Source organism: Aquimarina algiphila (genome assembly GCF_007489275.1).
GTDB classification, from domain to species: Bacteria; Bacteroidota; Bacteroidia; order Flavobacteriales; family Flavobacteriaceae; genus Aquimarina; species Aquimarina algiphila.
Genome location: NZ_VLNR01000021.1, coordinates 52,012 through 73,919, shown reverse-complemented (window position 1 = coordinate 73,919; position 21,908 = coordinate 52,012). Strand labels below are relative to the sequence as shown.

The 21,908-nt window shown below is 31.4% G+C and carries 23 protein-coding genes; 9 read left to right on the top strand and 14 right to left on the bottom strand.

All coding sequences use genetic code 11. The annotated features are described in order from the left end of the window. The first annotated feature begins 1 nt into the window (after position 1). The 3 genes from FOF46_RS11825 to FOF46_RS11815 all read left to right on the top strand — a co-directional run bounded on the left by FOF46_RS11825 (position 2) and on the right by FOF46_RS11815 (position 2,226). Positions 2–943 carry a hypothetical protein gene (locus tag FOF46_RS11825; RefSeq protein ID WP_143916587.1) on the top strand — a complete coding sequence of 314 codons (942 nt, stop codon included), beginning with the start codon at positions 2–4 and terminating at the stop codon, positions 941–943. 105 nt (positions 944–1,048) lie between these two features. Next, on the top strand, positions 1,049–1,357 hold the full coding sequence (locus tag FOF46_RS11820) for a DUF6122 family protein (RefSeq protein ID WP_143916586.1): 309 nt from the start codon (positions 1,049–1,051) through the stop codon (positions 1,355–1,357). Between the two features lie 89 nt (positions 1,358–1,446). After that, positions 1,447–2,226: a M949_RS01915 family surface polysaccharide biosynthesis protein gene (locus tag FOF46_RS11815; protein WP_143916585.1), complete on the top strand. Its 780-nt coding sequence runs from the start codon at positions 1,447–1,449 to the stop codon at positions 2,224–2,226. 110 nt (positions 2,227–2,336) lie between these two features. Here the strand turns inward: FOF46_RS11815 and FOF46_RS11810 are convergent, their stop codons facing one another. The 8 genes from FOF46_RS11810 to FOF46_RS11775 all read right to left on the bottom strand — a co-directional run bounded on the left by FOF46_RS11810 (position 2,337) and on the right by FOF46_RS11775 (position 9,073). Next, complete coding sequence (locus FOF46_RS11810) at positions 2,337–2,546, bottom strand: hypothetical protein (protein ID WP_109438142.1); 210 nt, start codon at positions 2,544–2,546, stop codon at positions 2,337–2,339. Positions 2,547–2,765: 219 nt separating this feature from the next. After that, on the bottom strand, positions 2,766–3,782 hold the full coding sequence (locus tag FOF46_RS11805; RefSeq protein WP_143916584.1) for an endonuclease/exonuclease/phosphatase family protein: 1,017 nt from the start codon (positions 3,780–3,782) through the stop codon (positions 2,766–2,768). A 2-nt stretch (positions 3,783–3,784) separates the two neighbouring features. Next, positions 3,785–4,663, bottom strand: a complete 879-nt coding sequence (locus tag FOF46_RS11800; RefSeq protein ID WP_143916583.1) for a rhomboid family protein — start codon at positions 4,661–4,663, stop codon at positions 3,785–3,787. A gap of 1 nt (position 4,664) precedes the next feature. After that, positions 4,665–5,417: a rhomboid family intramembrane serine protease gene (locus tag FOF46_RS11795; RefSeq protein ID WP_143916582.1), complete on the bottom strand. Its 753-nt coding sequence runs from the start codon at positions 5,415–5,417 to the stop codon at positions 4,665–4,667. Between the two features lie 7 nt (positions 5,418–5,424). Beyond that, positions 5,425–7,314, bottom strand: a complete 1,890-nt coding sequence (gene mutL / locus FOF46_RS11790; RefSeq protein WP_143916581.1) for a DNA mismatch repair endonuclease MutL — start codon at positions 7,312–7,314, stop codon at positions 5,425–5,427. Beyond that, positions 7,315–7,611, bottom strand: coding sequence for a hypothetical protein (locus tag FOF46_RS11785; protein ID WP_109438271.1), 297 nt, complete (start codon positions 7,609–7,611; stop codon positions 7,315–7,317). 125 nt (positions 7,612–7,736) lie between these two features. After that, on the bottom strand, positions 7,737–8,240 hold the full coding sequence (ribH, locus tag FOF46_RS11780) for a 6,7-dimethyl-8-ribityllumazine synthase (RefSeq protein ID WP_109438135.1): 504 nt from the start codon (positions 8,238–8,240) through the stop codon (positions 7,737–7,739). Positions 8,241–8,302: 62 nt separating this feature from the next. Beyond that, the gene (locus tag FOF46_RS11775) at positions 8,303–9,073 is read right to left on the bottom strand and encodes a tetratricopeptide repeat protein (RefSeq protein ID WP_109438134.1); all 771 of its coding nucleotides are present in this window, start codon (positions 9,071–9,073) and stop codon (positions 8,303–8,305) included. 136 nt (positions 9,074–9,209) lie between these two features. Here FOF46_RS11775 and recF point away from each other — a divergent pair, with 136 nt between their 5' ends. Genes recF through FOF46_RS11760 form a run of 3 tightly spaced genes read left to right on the top strand, consistent with a single transcriptional unit; the run spans position 9,210 to position 11,044 of the window. Further along, entirely contained in the window at positions 9,210–10,313 is a 1,104-nt protein-coding gene (recF, locus tag FOF46_RS11770; RefSeq protein WP_143916580.1) for a DNA replication/repair protein RecF, read from the top strand. 9 nt (positions 10,314–10,322) lie between these two features. After that, positions 10,323–10,748: a lipocalin-like domain-containing protein gene (locus tag FOF46_RS11765; RefSeq protein WP_109438132.1), complete on the top strand. Its 426-nt coding sequence runs from the start codon at positions 10,323–10,325 to the stop codon at positions 10,746–10,748. After that, the gene (locus FOF46_RS11760; RefSeq protein WP_109438131.1) at positions 10,748–11,044 is read left to right on the top strand and encodes a DciA family protein; all 297 of its coding nucleotides are present in this window, start codon (positions 10,748–10,750) and stop codon (positions 11,042–11,044) included. The genes FOF46_RS11765 and FOF46_RS11760 overlap by 1 nt, the downstream gene beginning before the upstream one ends. Here the strand turns inward: FOF46_RS11760 and FOF46_RS11755 are convergent. The 4 genes from FOF46_RS11755 to FOF46_RS11740 all read right to left on the bottom strand — a co-directional run bounded on the left by FOF46_RS11755 (position 11,030) and on the right by FOF46_RS11740 (position 15,830). Then, positions 11,030–11,422, bottom strand: coding sequence for an acyl-CoA thioesterase (locus FOF46_RS11755; protein ID WP_109438130.1), 393 nt, complete (start codon positions 11,420–11,422; stop codon positions 11,030–11,032). The genes FOF46_RS11760 and FOF46_RS11755 overlap by 15 nt on opposite strands. 191 nt (positions 11,423–11,613) lie before the next feature. Next, positions 11,614–13,044, bottom strand: a complete 1,431-nt coding sequence (locus FOF46_RS11750; protein WP_143916579.1) for a hypothetical protein — start codon at positions 13,042–13,044, stop codon at positions 11,614–11,616. Between the two features lie 236 nt (positions 13,045–13,280). Continuing rightward, complete coding sequence (locus FOF46_RS11745) at positions 13,281–14,441, bottom strand: hypothetical protein (RefSeq protein ID WP_109438128.1); 1,161 nt, start codon at positions 14,439–14,441, stop codon at positions 13,281–13,283. A 237-nt stretch (positions 14,442–14,678) separates the two neighbouring features. Continuing rightward, on the bottom strand, positions 14,679–15,830 hold the full coding sequence (locus tag FOF46_RS11740) for a hypothetical protein (protein ID WP_143916578.1): 1,152 nt from the start codon (positions 15,828–15,830) through the stop codon (positions 14,679–14,681). A 162-nt stretch (positions 15,831–15,992) separates the two neighbouring features. On the opposite strand from FOF46_RS11740, the gene FOF46_RS11735 reads away from it, so the two are divergent. The 3 genes from FOF46_RS11735 to FOF46_RS11725 all read left to right on the top strand — a co-directional run bounded on the left by FOF46_RS11735 (position 15,993) and on the right by FOF46_RS11725 (position 20,128). Continuing rightward, positions 15,993–16,514, top strand: a complete 522-nt coding sequence (locus tag FOF46_RS11735) for an RNA polymerase sigma factor (protein ID WP_109438126.1) — start codon at positions 15,993–15,995, stop codon at positions 16,512–16,514. A 139-nt stretch (positions 16,515–16,653) separates the two neighbouring features. Continuing rightward, complete coding sequence (locus tag FOF46_RS11730) at positions 16,654–17,568, top strand: FecR family protein (RefSeq protein ID WP_109438125.1); 915 nt, start codon at positions 16,654–16,656, stop codon at positions 17,566–17,568. Positions 17,569–17,572: 4 nt separating this feature from the next. Continuing rightward, entirely contained in the window at positions 17,573–20,128 is a 2,556-nt protein-coding gene (locus tag FOF46_RS11725; RefSeq protein WP_143916577.1) for a TonB-dependent receptor plug domain-containing protein, read from the top strand. Positions 20,129–20,234: 106 nt separating this feature from the next. Here the strand turns inward: FOF46_RS11725 and FOF46_RS11720 are convergent, their stop codons facing one another. Beyond that, positions 20,235–20,654, bottom strand: a complete 420-nt coding sequence (locus tag FOF46_RS11720; RefSeq protein ID WP_109438123.1) for a nucleoside-diphosphate kinase — start codon at positions 20,652–20,654, stop codon at positions 20,235–20,237. A 172-nt stretch (positions 20,655–20,826) separates the two neighbouring features. Further along, positions 20,827–21,858 (bottom strand): alkaline phosphatase D family protein, encoded by a 1,032-nt coding sequence (locus tag FOF46_RS11715; RefSeq protein ID WP_143916576.1) that lies wholly within the window; start codon positions 21,856–21,858, stop codon positions 20,827–20,829. Positions 21,859–21,908 lie beyond the last annotated feature (50 nt).

Sequence of the window (21,908 nt, the reverse complement as noted above, 5' to 3'; positions counted from 1 at the left end):
TATGAAAACAAAAAAAACCTTTATAAAACTAATCATTTTTGGAGCTATTTTATTTTTTACAATACTGTTAATCAAAAAGACATCTCCTCCGGATACTGATAATTATTTTGTCAGTATAGCGGATGAAATATCTAATTCCAAAGAGGGATCATATTATTTCATTGGTTCAAGCAGAGTGCAAAAAAGTATTAATCCAGAATTATTAAAAGTTCATTTTGATAATGAGAATATATACAATATGGGGATTAGTGCCTCTACTTTCCTAAGCAACTGTGCTCTTGCTGAATTCTTAATAATAAATAAAAAACCTAAAGTTTTATTTATTGAATTATCCCCAATACTTCCAGAATTACCTGAGGGTTTACTTAAATTTTCTGACGAGGTTGATTTTGATGTATTCAGAAGCATCAATTCTCTAAACAAACATGAAAGCATACATCAAAAAATACTAATTAATTTAAATCAACTAAATAATTATACCTTCTCAAAAATTTCGTTAAAGGACGATTTAAAAAAAATATTAGGATTAAAAGATCAACAAAGTAACAAGAGAGCTATGGGCTTTGTCTCTTTAAAAGGAAATAGTTTCAACTCCACTTCTAAATTTATTACTTATAGAGAAATTAATTCTTTTCAGAGAAAAAGTAATAAGTCGAATTCTCATGAAAATTATATTAACCACTTATTAGAATTAGGTATTAAAAAAAACACTAAAATTGTCTTTTTTTTACCTATCACATATCAAAGAGAAAAGGAAAAAAGTATTACAGTACCAATCTTTAACATGTTATCTGATTCATTAAAAATAAAATATTCTGAGAAATTTATAGCAGAAATTACTAAGGCAAAATACCTATCAGACAGTAATCATTTTAATAATATTGGTGCAGAAAAATATACTGAATTACTTTATCCTCTAATAGAGAGTTATTTCACTAATTAAAAAGAAAGGTTATTATACAAATTAAGAAAAAAACTTCTGTGCCATACAGCTAATTTCTTTTTTGTTTTTTTATTATGCCCTTTAGGTTTCAACATTAGAACAAATATGATTCAATCCATACTTCACTATAGCTTTCATTTTATAATTCCCCTAATTATCGCACTACTCTTCTTTCCTAAACAATGGAAAAAGGTATACCTTATTTTTTTAGGAAGTATGCTAATTGATCTTGATCATCTTCTTGCCAATCCTATTTTTGATCCAAATCGATGTAGCGTCGGTTTTCATCCTCTACATAGCTATTATGCAATTGCAGTATATTGTATATCTCTGTTTTTTACAAGAACAAGAATTATTGGATTAGCATTGATATGGCATATAATAACAGATCAATTGGATTGTTGGATGATGTAAATATGGATATATCTATGCATTTATAAAATATTTATTACATTTATTATGAAACTATGTTAATGTTTCTTGTTTAATCTAACCTCTTATCTATGAATAGATTTCTATTTTTCGTTATACTTTTAGTCCTATTTTCTTGCCAGGAAAAATCAAAAGAATCCAAAAATAATTCTGATCAAAAAACAATAGAACAAGATACTATCCCTAAAATAGAATTAAAAAAACTTGATTCTATATCTATTGATCCAAAATGGGGAAATAAACTTTCTGAAAAAGAGATCAAATCAATTTTCAACAAGAGAGTAAAAATGCGATTTGATATTGAACACCCTATTCATCAGGCATATTCATATACCGATGAATCAGGTAAATATTATTTGGTATTATCCTTATCAGAATATATTCTAGAAACAGATGGAAAAAATGACACGCTAAACGACAAGTTACAATCTCTTTATCTGACCAATAAAGACAATCGACTCAAAAAGAAATCCAGTATCAGTGACGAAATAGATAAAGATTGGGAAAGCTCGATTTCGTTTTGGAATAAGTACTCAGAATTTTCAGACTTAGACAAAGATGGGTTAGTTGATCTTATACTAGTTTACGGAACTACTGGTCAAGATATGTATGCAGACGGTAGGATGAAAATCATGATATATCACAATAAAAGAAGGATAACAATTAGACATCAAAACAGTGAATATGGTGGAAGACTAACCAAAATCAATGGACAATTTTATGGGTTACCCCTAGAGATACAAAAAGCCGTTAAAGAAAAAATGAAACTAATGACAGCCAACAAACATGCTATTTTTTCTAAAGGTTGGGAACAAAGAATGGCAAAAGAAGCCACTGATCTGCAGGATTAGTTAATAAACAATTGAGTTTGTTTTTTTCCATTTAAAACCTTCATCATTTTGAGGTAGACTCAAACTCTGTATTAATTTTAAAGCTAAGCTCTAATGACTCAACTTTACCTTTAAAACAAATCCATGTTACCAGTTCCTTCTTCATAGCTATATAGTATAATTAATAACAGCATATAAAGTAATACACTTAATATTAATGCTAAAGGAATTCCTAAAATCCATTTTGTTGTATTATTATGAACTCCTAGTTTTTTAAGTACCCATTTTACAGGAAATATTCCTATTACAGCTACTATTATAAAAAAAAGTATAATACTCATATTATTAGGTATTTTTAAAAAACAAGTTAATTTACTAAACTCATTAGCAAATAGGTTTTTTTTGAATCTTTCAATTTTATTGATTAAGTAAATATAGTATTATGCAATGTTTCTATAGAACAGTAATATATATTTGTTGAATATGACTAGATATCTAAAAATGAAAAGTATTACTCTTAAGCATATTGATATCAAAAATCCACTGTAGTATACTCTATTTTATAGCTTTACTCTAGAGAATATAGGATAATGATCAGACAACTCAAGATCATAACTTTTAAAATTTAATACTTCAAATTCTTCAGGTACCAATATAAAATCAATTCTTGCAGGAAATAATTCAAATTTAAAAGTTTTCCCAAACCCCTTCCCTGCCTTTTTAAAACTATCCTGAAGGTTTTCAGACTTAATTTTATTATACACATATGAATACGCTGTATTATTAAAATCTCCCATTATAATGTTCTTATAAGGTGAAGACTTCATATGCGTTATAAGTTGCTCAGCCTGACTCTGTTGTTTTTTAAAAGAAACTCCAATACGTTTTAATAATTTTTGAGAATCAGCCTTGGCCAATTCATCTGTTTTGGAGCTTATCCTATGAGACTGTAAATGAATATTATAGACCCTAACAGTGTCTTTACGTATTACAACATCAGCAAAAATCACATTATTAGCAGTTTTCTCAAAATTTAAAGATCCTTTACTGATAAAAGGAAACTTAGAGAAAATAACTAATGCTAGCTCCCTACTATTATGATTAAAATATTCGTATTTATATTTATATTGACTAAAGTTAATATCAGGATTATTGTAAAACTCCTGAGCACAGAAAATATCCACATCCTGTTCTCGTATCAACGAAGAAATATCCTGGGGGATTGAATCTGAATCAATCCACTTAAATCGATTAAAACTATGTACGTTATAGCTTAACAGCGAAATACTACCAGCCGTATCCTCTGAAGATTTACCTCTTAATTTATACAAAGAAGAAACGTGAGAAACCCCCAAAAGCAATACCGTAAGCGGAAGTATCATTTTCTTATTAAGCAATATCACCCAATACAATAAAAAAAATAGATTAATCACAATAAAAACAGGTACTGTTAAACTTAATACCGACAATAGAGGAAATGTTTTTGGGGAAACATAGGGCAATAGATAAGATAACAACAATGCAAAGGCTGCGATAGAATTCATCACAAAGACAATCTTGTTAATTATTTTCCTCATAATTACTCCTTACCTGCTTTAAACAAAAAGTCTTTTTCTTCTTTGGTTAGGCTATCATACCCACTTTTACTGATCTTGTCCAGAATAGCATCTATTTGCTTCTGGTTTGGGCTTTTGGTTGAAGAAACTGTAGTTCTATTTGGGGTTGTTTTACGAGTCTTTGATTTATGTACCGTTTTTAAAGGGCTTTTCTTTTTAGGTTTAAACATATTGGTTAATCCGTCCATTAGTCTTTCAAACCACGCTCCTATATCATTTCCTTTTTTAAGCTGAACCGCATATAGATAACCAAAAACTGCTCCGCCTAAATGTGCAATTAAACCACCAGCATTACCAGAGGTTGGTATTTGAATAAGGTCAGATAACACCACAAATACTCCTATTTGCCATAACTTAATGTTAAAAAAGAATATTCGCATTTCAGAATTTGGAGTATATGCCGCAATAAAAATCATAATAGCACGAACTGCCGCTGAAGCCCCAATAAGATAGGCTAATGTTCCATTTAACACAGGAAAGACGTTATATGCTAATACAAATAACAATCCTCCACAAATAGCCCCTAAGAGGTAAATGGTAAGAAACCTTTTTTCTGTAAATAAGTTAAGTACATATTGTCCAAACCAATATAATACTAACATATTCCAGAAGATATGCCAGAAATCAAAATGCAAAAAACTATATGTAAGTATACTCCATGGTTGTACTAATAAGCTCTCAGGAGCAACAGGCAATACAAACCACTCCATTAAAGCCCCAGAACTTGTTTTAAACATCCAGGAACCCAATGTTGCAAATAAAAACAATACCACATTAATCACAATCAGCTTAATAATAATATTAGCTGTTTTAAATTGATATGTTAGATTATTACTAGCCATACTAATACCAACGTCTATCGTTAAACGAATTCTTTTTCCAATACCACATGGTGATAAAACCAATCACCGCTCCTCCAATATGCGCCCAATGCGCTACGTTAGAAGGTCCCAAAATTGCTTGACCTGTTATACCCGAATATAAATCAAATAAGAAATAACCACCTATCAAATACTTTGCTTTAATAGGAACGGGAATAAACATAATATACAAAGGTAAATTAGGGTATAGCACTGCAAATGCAGCCAATACACCAAAAATAGCTCCCGAAGCTCCTACCATAGGAGTAACGTAAGCTCCAATCATCTTTTCTGTTACTTCCTGAGGTATGTTAGGGTCAACACGATATTGACCAGAAGCTATAGTGCTCTGTATAAAATCATTGACTTCTGAAGGAGAAAAACCTGCACTCAAATACGCTTGATATCCAGGACTAAATTCGAAATAAGTAAAAAGAATTTGAAAACCAGCTGCTCCAAGGCCTGAAAAGAAATAAATAAAAAGAAACTTTTTTTGTCCAATAGAACTTTCTAAATGGCTTCCAAACATGTATAAAGCAAACATATTAAAAAAGATATGTCCCGCACCTCCATGCATAAACATATGAGTAATAATTTGCCATACCTGGAAATAATCATTTTTTGGAAACCAAAGTGCAAATAACTCGAATGCTTTATCTCCCAGAGTCAGAGACCCTACAAAAAAAATGACATTTACAATCAATAAGCCTTTTACTGTATCTGTAATTCTTCCCATGTATTATTTAAAATTTCTTATCGATTTCATCTACAGTTAACGTGATGAAAGTCGGCTTATTATCTGGTGTAATCGTAGGTTCTGTACATGCAAACAAACTATTTACCATATATTGTTGTTGTTCTTGTGCTAATTCTACTCCTGTTCGTACCGCTATACTTTTTGCTATAGATCGAGCTAACAGATCTGTTTGTGAAAAACCACTATCTGGCACTTCGTTTTCAAGGTCATGAATCAATTGCTCTAACAATAAGGAAACTTCTTTTTCTGAAGTTACCGATGGTATTGCGGTAATTTCAATTTCGCTTAGTGATTGCTCTGCAAAAACAAATCCCATATTTTCTAACTGTTCTTTTACTGTTTCAAGAAGTGCTATCTCTTTTTTAGAAAAAGAAAGAGTAAGCGGAAATAATAATTGTTGACTTACTGCGCTAGCCATTGTGATATTGCGCAATAATTCCTCGTATACTATTCTTTCATGAGCGCGGTGTTGATTAACAATCACCATTCCACTTTTAATAGTGGTCACTATATATTTTTTTCGAAGCTGATATGTAGTATGATGTCCTATTTTCTTCTCATCTGATTCAAATAAAGAACCTGTAACCTCTGTACTTTCGAATTCTACCGAAGAAAAGTTATTCTCTACCGTTTTTACAGGAGCTACTTCTGAATCAAGCCCAACATAAAGGTTTTCCCAACTTCCTGCCGGTTCCTTCTTAAAAGGAGTATAACTTTTATCTAAAGATGAAGAACCTCCAGAAGCACTTCCTCCTGATATTTTCTCATCTTTAAATGGATTAAAACTTCTATCTACTTCTATCGTTGGTGTTTGGGCCGCTTTACTTTTATACTCATAAGGAGTATCCATCGAAGAATCTCTATCAAAATCTAACACCGGAGCTACATTAAATTGCCCTAAACTATGTTTTATAGAAGAGCGTAACATAGCATATAAAGCATGTTCATCTTCAAATTTGATTTCAGTTTTTGTAGGATGAATATTGATATCTATCGAAATAGGATCAACAGTAAGGTATAAAAAATAACTTGGATGTGCTTTATCTTTCAGTAACCCTTCAAATGCTGCATTAACAGCATGATTTAAATATGGACTTTTTATAAATCTATTATTCACAAAGAAAAACTGTTCTCCTCTTGTTCTTTTAGCATATTGTGGTTTTCCAACAAAACCATTTATAGTAACCAAATCTGTTTCTTCAGTAACCGGAACCAATTTTTCATTTGTCTTTCCACCAAAGATATTTACAATACGCTGGCGATCATTAGAGCTTGGTAAATTAAAAACCTCTGCTCCATTATGATACATATCAAATTTTATAGTAGAATGCGCCATTGCCACTCTATGAAACTCATCAATGATATGTCTTAGTTCTACCGCATTTGATTTTAGGAAATTTCTACGTGCAGGAATATTATAAAATAAGTTTTTAACGCTTATTGAAGTTCCCTTTGGAGTTACACAAACCTCTTGAGATGTAACTTCACTACCTTCAATTTTTATTTCTGTACCTACTTCATCTTCTTCTTGTTTCGTCTTTAACTCTACATGTGCAATAGCGGCTATAGAAGCAAGAGCTTCTCCTCTAAACCCTTTTGTATCTAATTGAAAAAGATCTTCTGCAGTTTTTATTTTTGAAGTAGCATGTCGCTCAAAACTTAATCTGGCATCGGTAACACTCATCCCTGAACCATCATCAATAACCTGAATTAAAGTTTTTCCTGCCTCTTTAATGATCAGTTTTATATATGTCGCTTTGGCATCAATAGCATTTTCTAACAATTCTTTTACTACTGAAGCTGGTCTCTGAACCACCTCTCCAGCAGCAATTTGATTAGCTACGTGATCTGGTAAAAGTTGAATAATGTCAGACATTTAACGTCGTGCAGTAAATATGGATAAATCAAAATCTATTATATACAAAAAGATAAAAATCAAGATTATTGCTACGTAAATTACCCTTCTATTGATTTCACGATTACCTCGATTGCGACTCGAAGTACGGGCTTCTGCCCAATGAGCACCAAAATCTATATCATTTGTGGTATCCCGATATTTCGTAATTCTATTTTCAAAATCATAGATATTACCTTCACTTTTACCTTCATAGTATCTAGGCGTGTAGTTGAATCTTCGGTTTTTCCTTCTCTTTGGAATACTTAACTTCAAAATCTGTTCTATCTTTAGATTATCCAAATATACTCAAAATGCATTGCAATCTAAAGCTTTTAGCATTACAATAACATCAAAATATAAACAGCAAGGATTATGCCGCTTAGTAATAAAAGTCTAAAAATCTATTTATAAAAGGTAGCATCTTTGCGTAATTGTGCCATTTTGATAGCTGCAATTGCCGCCTCTGTTCCTTTGTTACCATGCTTCCCTCCTGATCTATCAATAGATTGTTGTAGTGTATTATCTGTAAGAACGCAGAAGATTACTGGAATATCAGAATTAATATTTAAATCTTTGATACCTTGAGTAACTCCTTCACATACAAAATCAAAATGTTTGGTTTCTCCCTGAATAACAGATCCTATAGCTATAACAGCGTCAAGCATATCAAAAGACTCTTGCATTTTCTTGCAACCATAGATCAATTCGAAACTACCGGGTACATTCCAACGTACAATATTTTCCTTTATCGCTCCACAATCAATAAAAGCATCAAATGCTCCTTGAAATAGTCCTTCAGTAATATTTTCATTCCACTCTGAAACAACAATCCCAAATCGAAAATCTTTCGCATTTGGGATTGTGTTTTTATCGTATTGTGATAAATTTTTATTTTCTGTAGCCATGGTGTTGATTTAAAGTTTTTGTTATTCAGACCAAGGAAATGCCTTAAAACCTGAACTACAAATTACTTCATTGCTTGAGCCTGACCAAGATGTACATCAACTTGATTAGCTTCTACACTTTTAGGAAATTCTTCCTTAATTCGTTCTAAGTATGGTATCGCTACTTGTGGTTTATTAAGAGATATTGCTGTAATTGCAGCTTTTAACAAAAACTTCGGAGTTGTAAAATCGTTAGTTTTTGCTTTCGCCGCTTTTTCATAATATCCTAAAGCTTCTTCTGTTTGATCCAGTTGAGAAAATGCATCACCAATACCTCCAAGAGCAAGAGGTCCAAGCATCTCATCATCGCTTTTAAACTTATCAAGATAATCAATTGCTTCTTGATACTTATTCATATTTAAGTAAGAAAATCCAGCATAGTACGTCGCAAGATTAGCTGCGTTTGTACTCCCATAATTCTCAATAATCTCTAGAAAACCGTATTTTCCTTCTCCTCCATTAAGAGCTAAAGTATATAATGAATCACTCACTGTTGAGTTACCATTAACAGCATTATCAAAATATTGTTGAGCTTTAAACATCTCATTTGCTGCTTCTTGTTCTTTTGGCTCCTGAATAAATTTCTGAAATCCAAGATACCCTAATATAACAAGTGCTACTACTCCAACTGTACCAAGTATATATTTTTGATTCGCCGCAACCCATTCTTCGGTTCTCGAAGCTCCTTCATCTAGAGTATTAAATACTTCTGCTGTTGTTGAATTCTCTTCAACATGCTCAACTTCTTCAGCTTTATTTTTTGGTTTGTGTCCTCGTTTCTTATAAGTTGCCATAAGTTTGCTTTAATGAACGGCAAAAATAAAATTTTTATTCATAATTAAAAGCACAACTATTTATTATTTTTCAATATTTTGCAGCGGATAACTAAGAATTTCATTAAAGTTAAGACTCCTTGACGATCAGTGTTTTATGATTTTAAAATCGCTTTCTTTACTCAATTATAAAAATTTTGAATCGATCAATTTTGAATTTGATGACAAGATAAACTGTTTTGTTGGAAACAATGGAGTCGGAAAAACGAATGTTCTCGACGCTATTTATCATTTATCTTTTGGTAAAAGTTATTTTAATCCAATTACAAGTCAAAATATTAAACACAATACTGATTTTTTTGTCATCGACGGGCTTTATACAAAAGAAGAACGGGATGAGAAAGTTGTTATTAGCGCAAAAAGAGGACAAAAAAAAGTAATCAAGCGCAATGGAAAGACATATGACACTTTTAGTCAGCATATTGGTTTTTTGCCTCTTGTAATCATATCTCCTGCAGATCGAGATTTAATTACAGAAGGAAGTGATACCAGACGTAAGTTTATTGATGGCGTAATTTCTCAAAGTGATCAAAAATATCTTACCACATTATTAAAATATTCAAAAATAGTCGCACAACGTAATTCTTTATTAAAATACTTTGCTGTTAATAATACATTTGATGCCACTACATTAGAAGTGTACAATCAGCAACTTAATGAATACGGCTCTATTATACACGAAAAAAGAGCAGCTTTTCTTGAAATCTTTATTCCTATATTCATCAGTAGATACCATACCATTAGCTCTGGACATGAAAAAGTTTCTTTAACCTACCAGAGTAAACTTTCTGAAACAAGTTTACTAACACTTCTACAGCAGAATCTTGACAAAGATAGAATGTTACAATATACTAGTGTAGGAATCCACAAAGATGATTTACTATTTGAAATTGAAGGATATCCGATCAAGAAATTTGGGAGTCAGGGGCAACAAAAATCATTTCTAATTGCTTTAAAACTTGCTCAATTTGATTTTATTAAAAGGCAAAGTAAAGTAAATCCTTTGCTCCTTCTCGACGATATTTTTGACAAACTCGATGAAAAAAGAGTAGAGCACATCATAAAATTAGTAGATGATCAAAATTTTGGACAATTATTTATAAGCGATACACACGCCGATAGAACTGAAGAAGTAGTAAGAAAAATATCACAATCCTATAAGATCATTAAATTAGGAGATCATGAGCCTGAAAACCTTTAAATTTATCATATGAAAAAAGGTCTAACATATACATTAATGCTAACCATTCTATGGATCGTTGCTTCATGCACAACAACAAATCCAAAAGAAAACATCCAACACATTAATGGGTATTGGGAAATCAAGAAAGTGCAATTAAAAGATGGTAGTGAAAAAGAATATAATTTCAATCAAAGCATTGATTTTTTTGAAGTGAACGATTCTGTAGGGATTCGCAAAAAAGTACAACCTAAACTTGATGGGGGATTCATCATCACCAAGGATAGTGAAACATTCTCATTAGCAATCAAAAATGATAGTCTAAGAATACATTATAAAACTTCATTAGCCACTTGGACAGAAACGATTATTTCTGTAAAAGAAAACCAAATGGTGATCCAAAATGAGACGGGAAATGTTTACTTTTACAACCGATATCAGAAGATTAAATTATAATGGCAAAACGCAATCAAGAACATCAAAGCCTGGAAGAGGTTTTAAAAAACTTTGTTTCTGACAATAATCTACAAAAAGGTCTGGATAAAGTTGAAGTTCGTGATGTTTGGGAAAAAATCATGGGGCCTGCCATTACCAAATACACCAGGAATATTAAACTCGAAAGAGAAACATTATTTGTTGAACTTACTTCATCTGTATTAAGAGAAGAATTGAGCTATGGTAAACAGAAAATAATCGATAATATTAATACCGAATTAGGTAAAATATTGATTAAAAAATTAGTTATGAGATAATCTATCTTTTACATACTCTATTTTAGTTTTACCATGCGCCTTAGGCTTTCCGTTTTCATCAAGATTGACCATAGTGATATTCTCGACTTGAATTATCGTTTTACGTGTTAGCTTATTCCTTACCTCACATTTAAGTATTAAAGAAGAGTTTCCAAATTTTACCACATCCATTCCTATCTCGACAATATCACCTTGTACAGCAGAACTAACAAAATTGATTTCAGATATAAACTTTGTTACTACTCTCTTACTTTCTAATTGTATAACAGCATATAATGCCGCTTCTTCATCTATCCACTCTAATAACCTACCTCCAAACAACGTCTCATTAGGATTTAAATCTCCTGGTTTTACAATTTTTCTTGTATGGTACCTCATAGCCTTCTTTGTTTTCAACAAAATTATGAAAAACATCCCTGAGAGGACACATTTTATAGCTCTTCTAAAACGAATTATGAGTTTAAAAATTGAAAAAGCTGTACGTTAGCAAATTAAAAATTATAATCCTTATATTTTGCTATAATCATAATAAGATAATACTGCAAACCAATAAAAGATAGTTAGAAAAATTATGGGATACTTATGCTCATACAAAATCTCACTCCATCTGTACATCCTTCAATTTCGGTAACAATACAAACTTCATAATCACCCGGAGTAAAATTGAATGTAAATTCATTGTCTCCATTTACTGCTCCTCCATCTTCTTCCTGGATATTATCATTAATGAGCCATTGATATGATATATCTTCTTTTCCCGGAAAATTTGCGACAAAGTCATATGTACTTGTTACTCCCTGCTGCATTGAAGTAAAAGATAATTCTGGACAAACTATAATGTCTCTACAAAGCTCGATCCCATTTGGGCATGATGGCGTCTCAGCTTTTATACATGCTTTATGAGTTCCTGGAGTAAAATCAAAAGTAAACATATTATCTCCATTAGCCCCTCCATCACTTTCTATAACTTCATTATCAATTATCCAATCATAAGATATGTCATCTATCCCAACAAAATCTGCCGTAAAATTATACGATAGACTACCGGGTTGCTGTACAAAATCAAATAATAAATCCGGACAAATTGGCTCTACAATTATTTCTTTACAAACACTCTTACCTTCGAGACAATCTGGTGTTATTGCTTTTATACAAACTTCATATGTCCCCGGGCTAAACTGTCTTGTAAACACGTTTCCATCTATAATAACATCAGGAATAACCTCTTCATTTACTTTAAAAGATAATTCATATCCATTTCCTATTTCAAAATTTGGAGTAAACTGATATATATTATCCTGTAATGGTACGATATCGAATCTAATATCCGGACATCCTACGCATGTATTCAAAATTTGATAGAACTCATAATAGGTTGATATCCTATTGGCTTCAAAATTTGGAGCGACTAAAATATTTACGGGGAATGTAAAATCTGGTTGATAATTTTCTCCTTGAGCACTTAAAAAACGAATAAAACCTTCATCGCCATCAATAGTAGTTTCTTCCTTATTTCCGTTCTTAAGTATCACTGGATAATCAAACTTGAAGCATTGCTTAAAAAGTTTATTGAAGATATCTCTAAATGTAGTTAATTGACATTCTCGAATTACCTCAAATAAGGCGGCCTCATTCCCTATAACGTTTGTCGTTGTATTTCCGCTGTATATAATTTCGACCGGAAACTGAATTCCTGTAATATTAAAATTAGAACTTTGACCTGAAATCACATCCAATAAACCTTGATAACTATCAATTCTTATATTAGAATCTGTATTATATCCCAAAGTCAATGGATATTGAAATCTAAAGCATAGTTGATCTTCTGAAAAAGTATCTCCTTTAGCATTTAAATCATTAAGAATAGTAACGATTGCTGAGGTTGATGTAATTTCATTACCAGGATCTTCAGGAAAGGAACCATCATCGTTCACACATGAAGATACCAATAAGGCTATCATTAGTATAAAAACAGTATAATATGTGTAAATTTTATTCAATATGACTGGTTCTTATATATATAACGTTTAAAAACATATTTACCCTACCTCTTATTTTTAAGATAATCAATAGGTCATGAAAGTATAAAAATATAATCACAATCAAAAAAACATATAAGATTATACCTTCAAAAGTAGAATTCAATAATGAAATTCCCCGAAAGTAATGGCCATACTTTCAGGGAAATCAACCTAATTAATCTAACCTAAACAACTTAATTAATTATATATTTTTATTATTCAAATTCTATTACTTTACAGAATGAAGTTCCATTTGGACATTCTGGAGTTTCGATCATTAAACACACTTCGTATCTACCAGGTCCATCAAACTCATAATAATACGGATTGTTGTGTGGAAACTCTGGAGATCTTCCTACGTATTGCTCATCGACAAACCATTCTAGAACAACATCATCTATACCATCAAAAGCTCTAGGGTAAAAATAATATGCATTCTTATCTCCATCTCTTTCTGGCTCAAAGAAAAGATCCGGACAATCTCCTACTCTAATTTCTTTGCAATATTTAATCCCTTCTGGACAATTTTGAGTAGTTACCTTAAGACATACTTCATGAGCTCCAGAACCAAACTGGTAATATAGCGTTCTATTTCCTACTTGCGGGTCTGTAGGAGATTCTACAAGATCACCATTTACATACCACTTAATTTCTGCCACATCATCATTACTTTCTATTTGCGCTTCAAAAGTATAGGTGCCAAAAGTCCCTGGCTCCATTTCTTTTGTAAAAGAAACTTCTGGACACACTAAATCAGATTCCTCAATTTCAATCACTTTACAATATGATGTTCCTAGAGGACAATCTGGAGTCTCAGTCTTCATACATACTTCATATCTTCCTGCTTCTTTGAAGTTCCAAATCAAATAGTTATTTCCATTCTCTGAAGTATCTTTTACTAAATCACCATTAATAAACCATTCATAAGAAGCTTCTTCTACACCATCAAAATCTGCAATAAACTTATATGTAGATGGCCTTTCATATTGTCTAGTCTTAAAAAACAGGTCTGGACAAGGGTCATTTTCATCAACCTCAACCTCTATTTCTGTACAAGCTTCTATTGTACGTTGATCGGTTATTACTTTAACACAAATGGTATGACTACCTGGCTTAAATAAATAATCCAAAATCTGATTGATAATATTTTCTTGATCTTCTCCTTCAATTTCTTTCCCATCCACAGACCAAATGACTTGCGCATTATCACTCATACCTATGGTTTTAGCTTCGAAGCTATACACTCCACTCCCTTCCTGATTATCTATAACAATCTCTACTTTGGGTTCGTTATCAAAATCTTCTGTTTGTTCACAAGAAATAAATCCCAATAAAAGCGAAAGCATCAATGTATACCAAATTCTAAGTTTTTTCATTGTATTTGATTTTAGGGGTTATTCAATTATTAATTTAAAATTGGCTTTCTATTTGCCGTACATTTATGAAACGCATCAAGGGGGAATTCCCCTACCACCTTATTAAAAAAAACAGACAAAACCTATATAATTAATTGATAATCAATAAAAAAGAAGGTTACATATATATACATAACCTTCTTTTGATTTTATATAAATAATATATTATATAGAAAAATCACTATGATTTTCTACACATTACCCTTTATAATCAATTTCGATACATTTCTCGAGAGTCCCACATGTTGGAGAAACAGCTTTATAGCAAATCTCGTATTTTCCCGGTTGAGTAACATGATCCGTAAGTCGGGCAACTCTAGGTGTTATTGGAGTAATTACTGTGCCATCGATGGTCCAAACCACAGAATTAGGATCAATATCTGTAATAGATATAGCACCTGCTACAGCTGCTTTATCTTTAAAGTTTACCAAATCAAATACAGAACAATCTATTGGCTTAGGTTCTGGTATAACAACTTCTTTACAAAATTCTGTCCCATTAGGGCAATCTGGTGTTTCTGCTTTAATACAAACCGTATATGTTCCTGGATTGTAAGATTCTAAATTAAGTAAATCATCACGATCTTGATTCTGAAGAGATTCAGTTTCTACTAATTGACCATCTACAAACCATTCATAAGCTTCCAATTCTTCCATTTCAGGAAAATTAGCAAACAACAAATTCCCTTCAGTAATAAAAGATAACTCTGGGCATAATCCATTATTATCGTCTTTTACCTCAATGACTTTACAGTAGGACACTCCTTGAGGACAATCTGGTGTTTCGGTCATGATACACACCTCGTATTCTCCAGCCTGCTCAAAATTATAAATAAGATATTGATTATCATTTTGTGAAGCTTCCTGAACCAATTCTCCATTAACAGACCATTCATAGGATGCATTTTCAACTCCTTCAAAATTTGCTATAAACTTATATGTAAACGGCCCTTGATAACGCTTAGCTTTAAAAAATAAATCTGGACATGGGTTGTTTTGATCCACATCTACATTAATCTCTGCACAAGCTTCTATTGTTCGTTGTTCTGTTATTACCCTAACACAGATTGTATGTTTTCCTGGTTTAAATAAATAATCTAAGATTTGGTTAATGATATTTTGTTGATCTTCTCCTTCTATGTCTTTTCCATCCACAGACCAAATCACTTGTGCATTATCATCAATACCGATTGTTTTAGCTTCAAAACTATAGACCGCGCTTCCTTCTTTATTATCGATAACAATCTCTACTTTTGGATCATTATCAAAATCTTCTGTTTCATCATCACAAGATGTAAACCCTAATAAAAGTGAAAGTATTAAAAAATACCAAATACCAATTTTTTTCATTGTGTGTAATTTTTTGAGTTATTAATTTTAGAAGTCCTTTTCTACTTCTCTAAAATGAAACGACTCAAAAAAAGAACACCCTACCCTAGCATACTTTAATTTTTTTATTTTTGATAGCTTGAAAAAAAAATCTAGATTTGAAAAATATATTTTACCTCCCCAATGTCTGATAATAAAAATTCTACATGTAACGAAAATGCTTTTGACAGGTTTTTTAAAAACCACTCTAAATCTTTGAGAAACTATATCTATTATAAATTTGGAGATATGGAGCAAGCAGAAGATATCGTTCAGGATGCATTTATCAAACTGTGGAATAATTGCTCTAAAGTACCTATTGACAAAGCAAAAAGTTATGTCTATACTATTGCTACTAACTTAGGCATTAGCAATACACGTCATCAAAAAGTAAAATTCAAGTACAAAGATTATATAGTACAGCGTAAAACCGATATTAACCATGAATCTCCAGAATTTGTCATCTTAGAAAAAGAATATATGGAGAAACTAAAAAGTGCGATCGCTGATTTACCAGAACGACAAAGAGAAGTATTTCTTTTGAGTAGGATAGACAAAAAGACTTATAAAGAAATTGCAGAATTATCAGATGTATCTGTAAAAGCTATAGAGAAATTAATGCATAAGGCATTATTAGCCTTACGAAAAAAAATAGGAAATATTTAATATTAAATACAAAGATGTCGCAACATAAAATACTTAAAAATAGTTTTTTATGGTAGTAAAAATTAAAAATTCAATCTTTTTACAAATAAAAGGTAGGGTAATTAGCAAATGAAACGTTCACATATATATAACCGAAGTTATGTTAGACGATAAAAAAGACGATATTTTCTTATCCAGATGGATTAGCGGAGAGCTTTCTGAAGAGGAACTTCGTGAATTTAAGTCTCATCCTGAATATGAATATTATGTAAAGATAATGGCGGGTGCAGATGCTTTGGATCTAAAAGATTATGATGTTGAAGAAGAACTTCACACTTTAAAATCTAAACGAAATAGCACGACGAATAAGAACTCTGGTTTAGTTATAAAATTATGGCCATACACAGCGGTAGCAGCTTCAATCGCAATTATTTTAGGGTTATTTTTATTTAATTCTAATGATTCTTTCTCATCTGATTACGGAGAACAATTAGCGGTTACTTTACCTGATGGATCCGAAATGATTCTTAATGCTAAATCTACTGCAAATTTTGACAGTGATAGCTGGAATGAAAACAGAACCGTAACATTAAAAGGAGAAGCATATTTCAAAGTTAAAAAAGGAAGTAAATTTACTGTTTCAACCAAAAATGGAGAAGTATCTGTATTAGGAACACAATTTAATGTACAATCACAAAACAATTTCTTCGAAGTTGCTTGTTATGAAGGTAAGGTTAGTGTAAGCAATCTTAAAAACGAAGAAATTCTTACGGCAGGAAAAGGATATAGAAATTTAAATAATAGTAATCCTGAACAATGGACTTTTGAGTCTAATGAACCTTCATGGCTTACAAATACAAGCTCATTTAGAAGTACACCTATAAAGTATGTATTCGATGAGTTAGAAGAACAATATAATTTAGATATTAATACAAAAAACATAAATCTCAAAACTATATACACAGGAACTTTTCCTAATAACAATAAGGAAGTGGCTCTTAAAACAGTTTTTAGTACCTTAGGCATGGAGTATAGCGTATCGCAAGATGGCAAGACCGTGGTATTAGAAAAGTAATAGCATGACAAGACTTTTATGTGTATGTTTTTTTTTATGGTATATATCTGTTTTTTCTCAGGAAGAAACAAAAGGGATAACTGTAGAAAACAAATCGCTATTAGAGACCATTACGATTATAGAAAATCTCTACAATCTTAAATTTTCCTATATCGATAACTTAATTGATAACAAAAAAGTTTCAATTACCATTAACCCAGAGATATCTATAGAAACCCTTACCCGAGAACTACAAAAACAGACACAATTACAATTTACTATTACAGGAAATAACTTTGTTACTATTAGTTCTTTCAACCAAAAAGATAAGCTTTCAATTTGTGGATATATTTTAGATGAAGAAAACAAGCCTCTGAAAGATATTAGGATATTCTTTAAATCTGATCGCACCAATATCACAACAGACCAAAATGGATATTTTAAAAAGAACGAAGTATCGTTTAATTCTGTTATTTTGATTAGTGCTCCCGGATTTCGCCAACGAGTCTTAAACACCAAACAATTTATAACAGGAGAATGTATCAAAATACGCCTTATACATGCAGCTCAGGAAGAAATTCTTGATGAAGTTTTTATTCAGGAATATTTGGCTAAAGGAATTACACAAAACAAAAAGATAATCAATATTGACTTAGACAATGTTGAAGTATTACCTGGTCGAACTGAACCTGATATTTTACAGAGCATACAACTAACCCCGGGAGTTAACAACCCTTTTGAAACAGCTTCTGGTCTTTTTGTAAGAGGTAGTACTCCAAATCAAAACCTAGTGTTATGGAACGGTATAAAAACATATCATCAAGGACATCTTTTTGGTATGCTATCAGCTTTCAATCCCTATGTTGCTAAAGAGGTAAATTTTTCAAAAAGTGGTGTTAGCGCAAAATATGGAGATCGAATCGCCGGTGTAGTGGATATTAAGTCTGAAAATGAAGTTTCTAATCGTTTTACGGGCGGAGCTGGTTTTAATATGATTAACGTAGATGCTGTTGCGCATATACCAATCATAAAAGACAAAGTATCTCTTCAGTTATCTGGGAGAAGATCATATACCGATGTATTAGAAACTTTTACATACAAACAGTTATCAGATCGCGTTTTTCAGAATACAAAAATTGCAGAAACGGTAGAGCTTAATGATGAAGTTAATGATTTTTTCTATGCAGATTATAATGCAAATCTAATCATAAAACCATCTGATGATCACAAAATAGAATTCAATACTATTTACAGTAAAAATGATTTGGATTTTAGAAGAAGTGATGATGTAGAGTCATTTAATGATAACCTCGTTACCGAAAATGAGGGATATAACTTTAGCTGGAATCAATCATATTCGAAAAATCTTTCTCAAAATGTAAGTGGATATTATACCAAATATCTATTAAATTATCAATTCATTACCAGAGATCTAGGTGCAATAACAGAAATTGAAAGTAAAAAAAATAATGTCGCAGATTTTGGAGCAGAATTTGAATTGGACTACAAAATATCAGATTACCAGAGTGTTTCGGGAGGATATCAGTTTTCAAACAATACAATCAAATACGCGTTTGTAACTGCTACTCCCAGTTATGAATTAGTCTTGGATCAGGATGATCGTTTTTTAAATACCCATGCCGCATACGCCGAATATAAACTCGAAAACCCAAAAAACTTTTTTATTTCTACCGGATTACGTTTTAATTTTTACGCAGAACTAGATAAAACCTTTATTGAACCCAGAGTTTTTCTACAAAAATACATTACCAAAAATTGGGAAATCAATACCAGTGCAGAATACCGTAGTCAGGCAACAAGTCAGATACAAGAATCTGTGGTCAGTGATCTATCTTTAGAAAATCAGGTTTGGACATTAGCTAATGATGATCAATTTCCTATAGTCACAAGTTATCAATACACATTCGGGAGTAGTTTTAGAAAAAATAAATGGTTTATTGACATTGATAGTTACTATAAACAAATCGAGGACATTACAACATTAACCGCAGGGTTTATTAATCCTATTGATAACACATATCATGTAGGAGAAAGTCGAGTCTTTGGAATTGATCTTTTTCTTAAAAAGAGATTCAAAAACTATAAAACATGGGTGAGTTATTCCTATATTAATACACGCAATACATTTGAGGACATCAACAATAACGAATCTTTTCCTGGTAATTGGAATATTGAACATACAGTAAAATGGTCTCAATTCTACAAAATCAATAATTTTCAGTTTTCTCTAGGTTGGATATGGCATACTGGTAAGTCTTTCACTAATGTATCTGGAGTTGACGATAGTGGTGAAATTGTAATCTTAGAATTTGGAGAAATTAATAGTAATACATTACCCGAATATCATAGGTTAGATTTTTCTGCTATTTATGATTTTAAGTTAAGATCACATTCTAATTTCAAATATCGTGTTGGGCTTTCAATTCTTAATTTGTATAATAGGAAGAATTTGCTAAACCGAGAATTTAGAACAACAAATTCTCTAAATAATCAATTCATAAACTCTGACATCCTTTCTCTAGGAATTACACCCAATATTAGCTTCAGAGTCTTTTGGTAAATAAAAATTATTTTTTATCACATTACTTCGTATTTTTTGAAGATGATAAACAAAAAAACCATTCCGAAAACGAAATGGTTTTAAAAAAATTCTGAATATTTTATCTTTAGAATTGCTCTCTTCCAGAAAAATGAAAAGCTCCTTCGATAGCGGCATTTTCATCACTATCACTTCCGTGTACTGCATTTTCACTAATAGAAGTTGCATATTTCTTACGTATAGTACCTTCTGCTGCTTCCTCTGGATTAGTTGCTCCAATAAGAGTTCTAAAATCTTCCACTGCATTTTCTTTTTCTAAAATAGCAGCAACAATAGGACCGCTGGTCATATATTCTACAAGCTCACCATAAAAAGGACGTTCGCTATGTACTGCATAAAACGCTTTTGCATCGTCAGTAGTAAGTTGTGTTAATTTCATTGCTACAATTCTAAATCCTGAAGCGTTAATCTGCTCAAGAATTGCTCCGATGTATCCTTTTCTTACCGCATCCGGTTTAAGCATCGTAAAAGTTCTGTTTGTTGCCATGGTATTTTTTTTACTTTCTATATACTTCTTTATCTAAAAGTATTTCAGATTATTATTTAGGTATATTACAACCCGATTTTTTAATTTTTGTGCAAAAATATATATAAAAGCTTCAAAAACAAGAATTATTATTAGGAATATGTAACCTTCTTGAAGATTATATAAAAAAAGATTAATCTTTGGGATATTGCTGCTTAAATTCTTGAAGTACAACATTATTCTTTCCTCGAATTTGCATAGTTACTTCATAAGAATCAAAATCAAATTTTAGAACTCCAAAACTCGGAATAGAAACAACATTACCTATTCTATATTTATTAGATTCTCCTCTATATGCAGAATACGAATGTGTTAATCCACTTGATGTAAAATCTATTAATGGATATTTTAGACTTGGTATCTTAGTTATCGAAAATTCAGAAATATGTCTGTCTCCACTTAGTAAAATTGCATTTCTAACCTTCTTATTTAATAGTATCTCTTTAAGACGTGCTACTTCATGAGGAAAATTACCCCAGGTTTCAAAACCATGTTCAGAAGACAAAAACTGAATACTGGTGACAATAACAACAAAATCAGAATAATTATTCTCTAATTCTTTTTCAAGCCATTTCCATTGTTCTTCTCCCAAAATTGTACCCTCATTATTATCATAAGGTTCATAGCGACCATTACTATTAGCACTTTTCTTTAACTGAGATCTAAAATATCGAGTATCCAAAACAATTACCTTTATATTTCCTTTGTCTATTTCAAATATTCGGGACGTGTATACTCCATGCTGTGTTCTTCTGGGGCTATCTTTTGATACTTCCAAAAAATCTAAAAACAACTGCTGACTTTCTTTTTTCTTACTCCACTCTATTCCTGCATCATTTTTACCATAATCATGATCATCCCATGTTCCCATTACTGGTACAGATTGTTTTAGCTTCATATACCCAGAATTACTATTCTGAAGAGCATAATCATTTTTTATTTTTAATACATCTTCAGAATCCGCATAGATATTATCTCCTCCCCAAATGAACACATTAGGGGTGTTTTTTAATATTTCATTCCAAAAAGGTTGCGGATTGTTTTGTTTATTACAACTTCCAAAAGCAATAGTAAAATCGGTATTATTAACTTCGATTTTTTTCTGACCAAAACAAAACTGTACGACAGCGACATACAATACGAGGTATGTATATTTTCTTTTCATTATTAGAGCATATAAAGTACATATAAAAGTAGTAGTTCTAATATTACCAA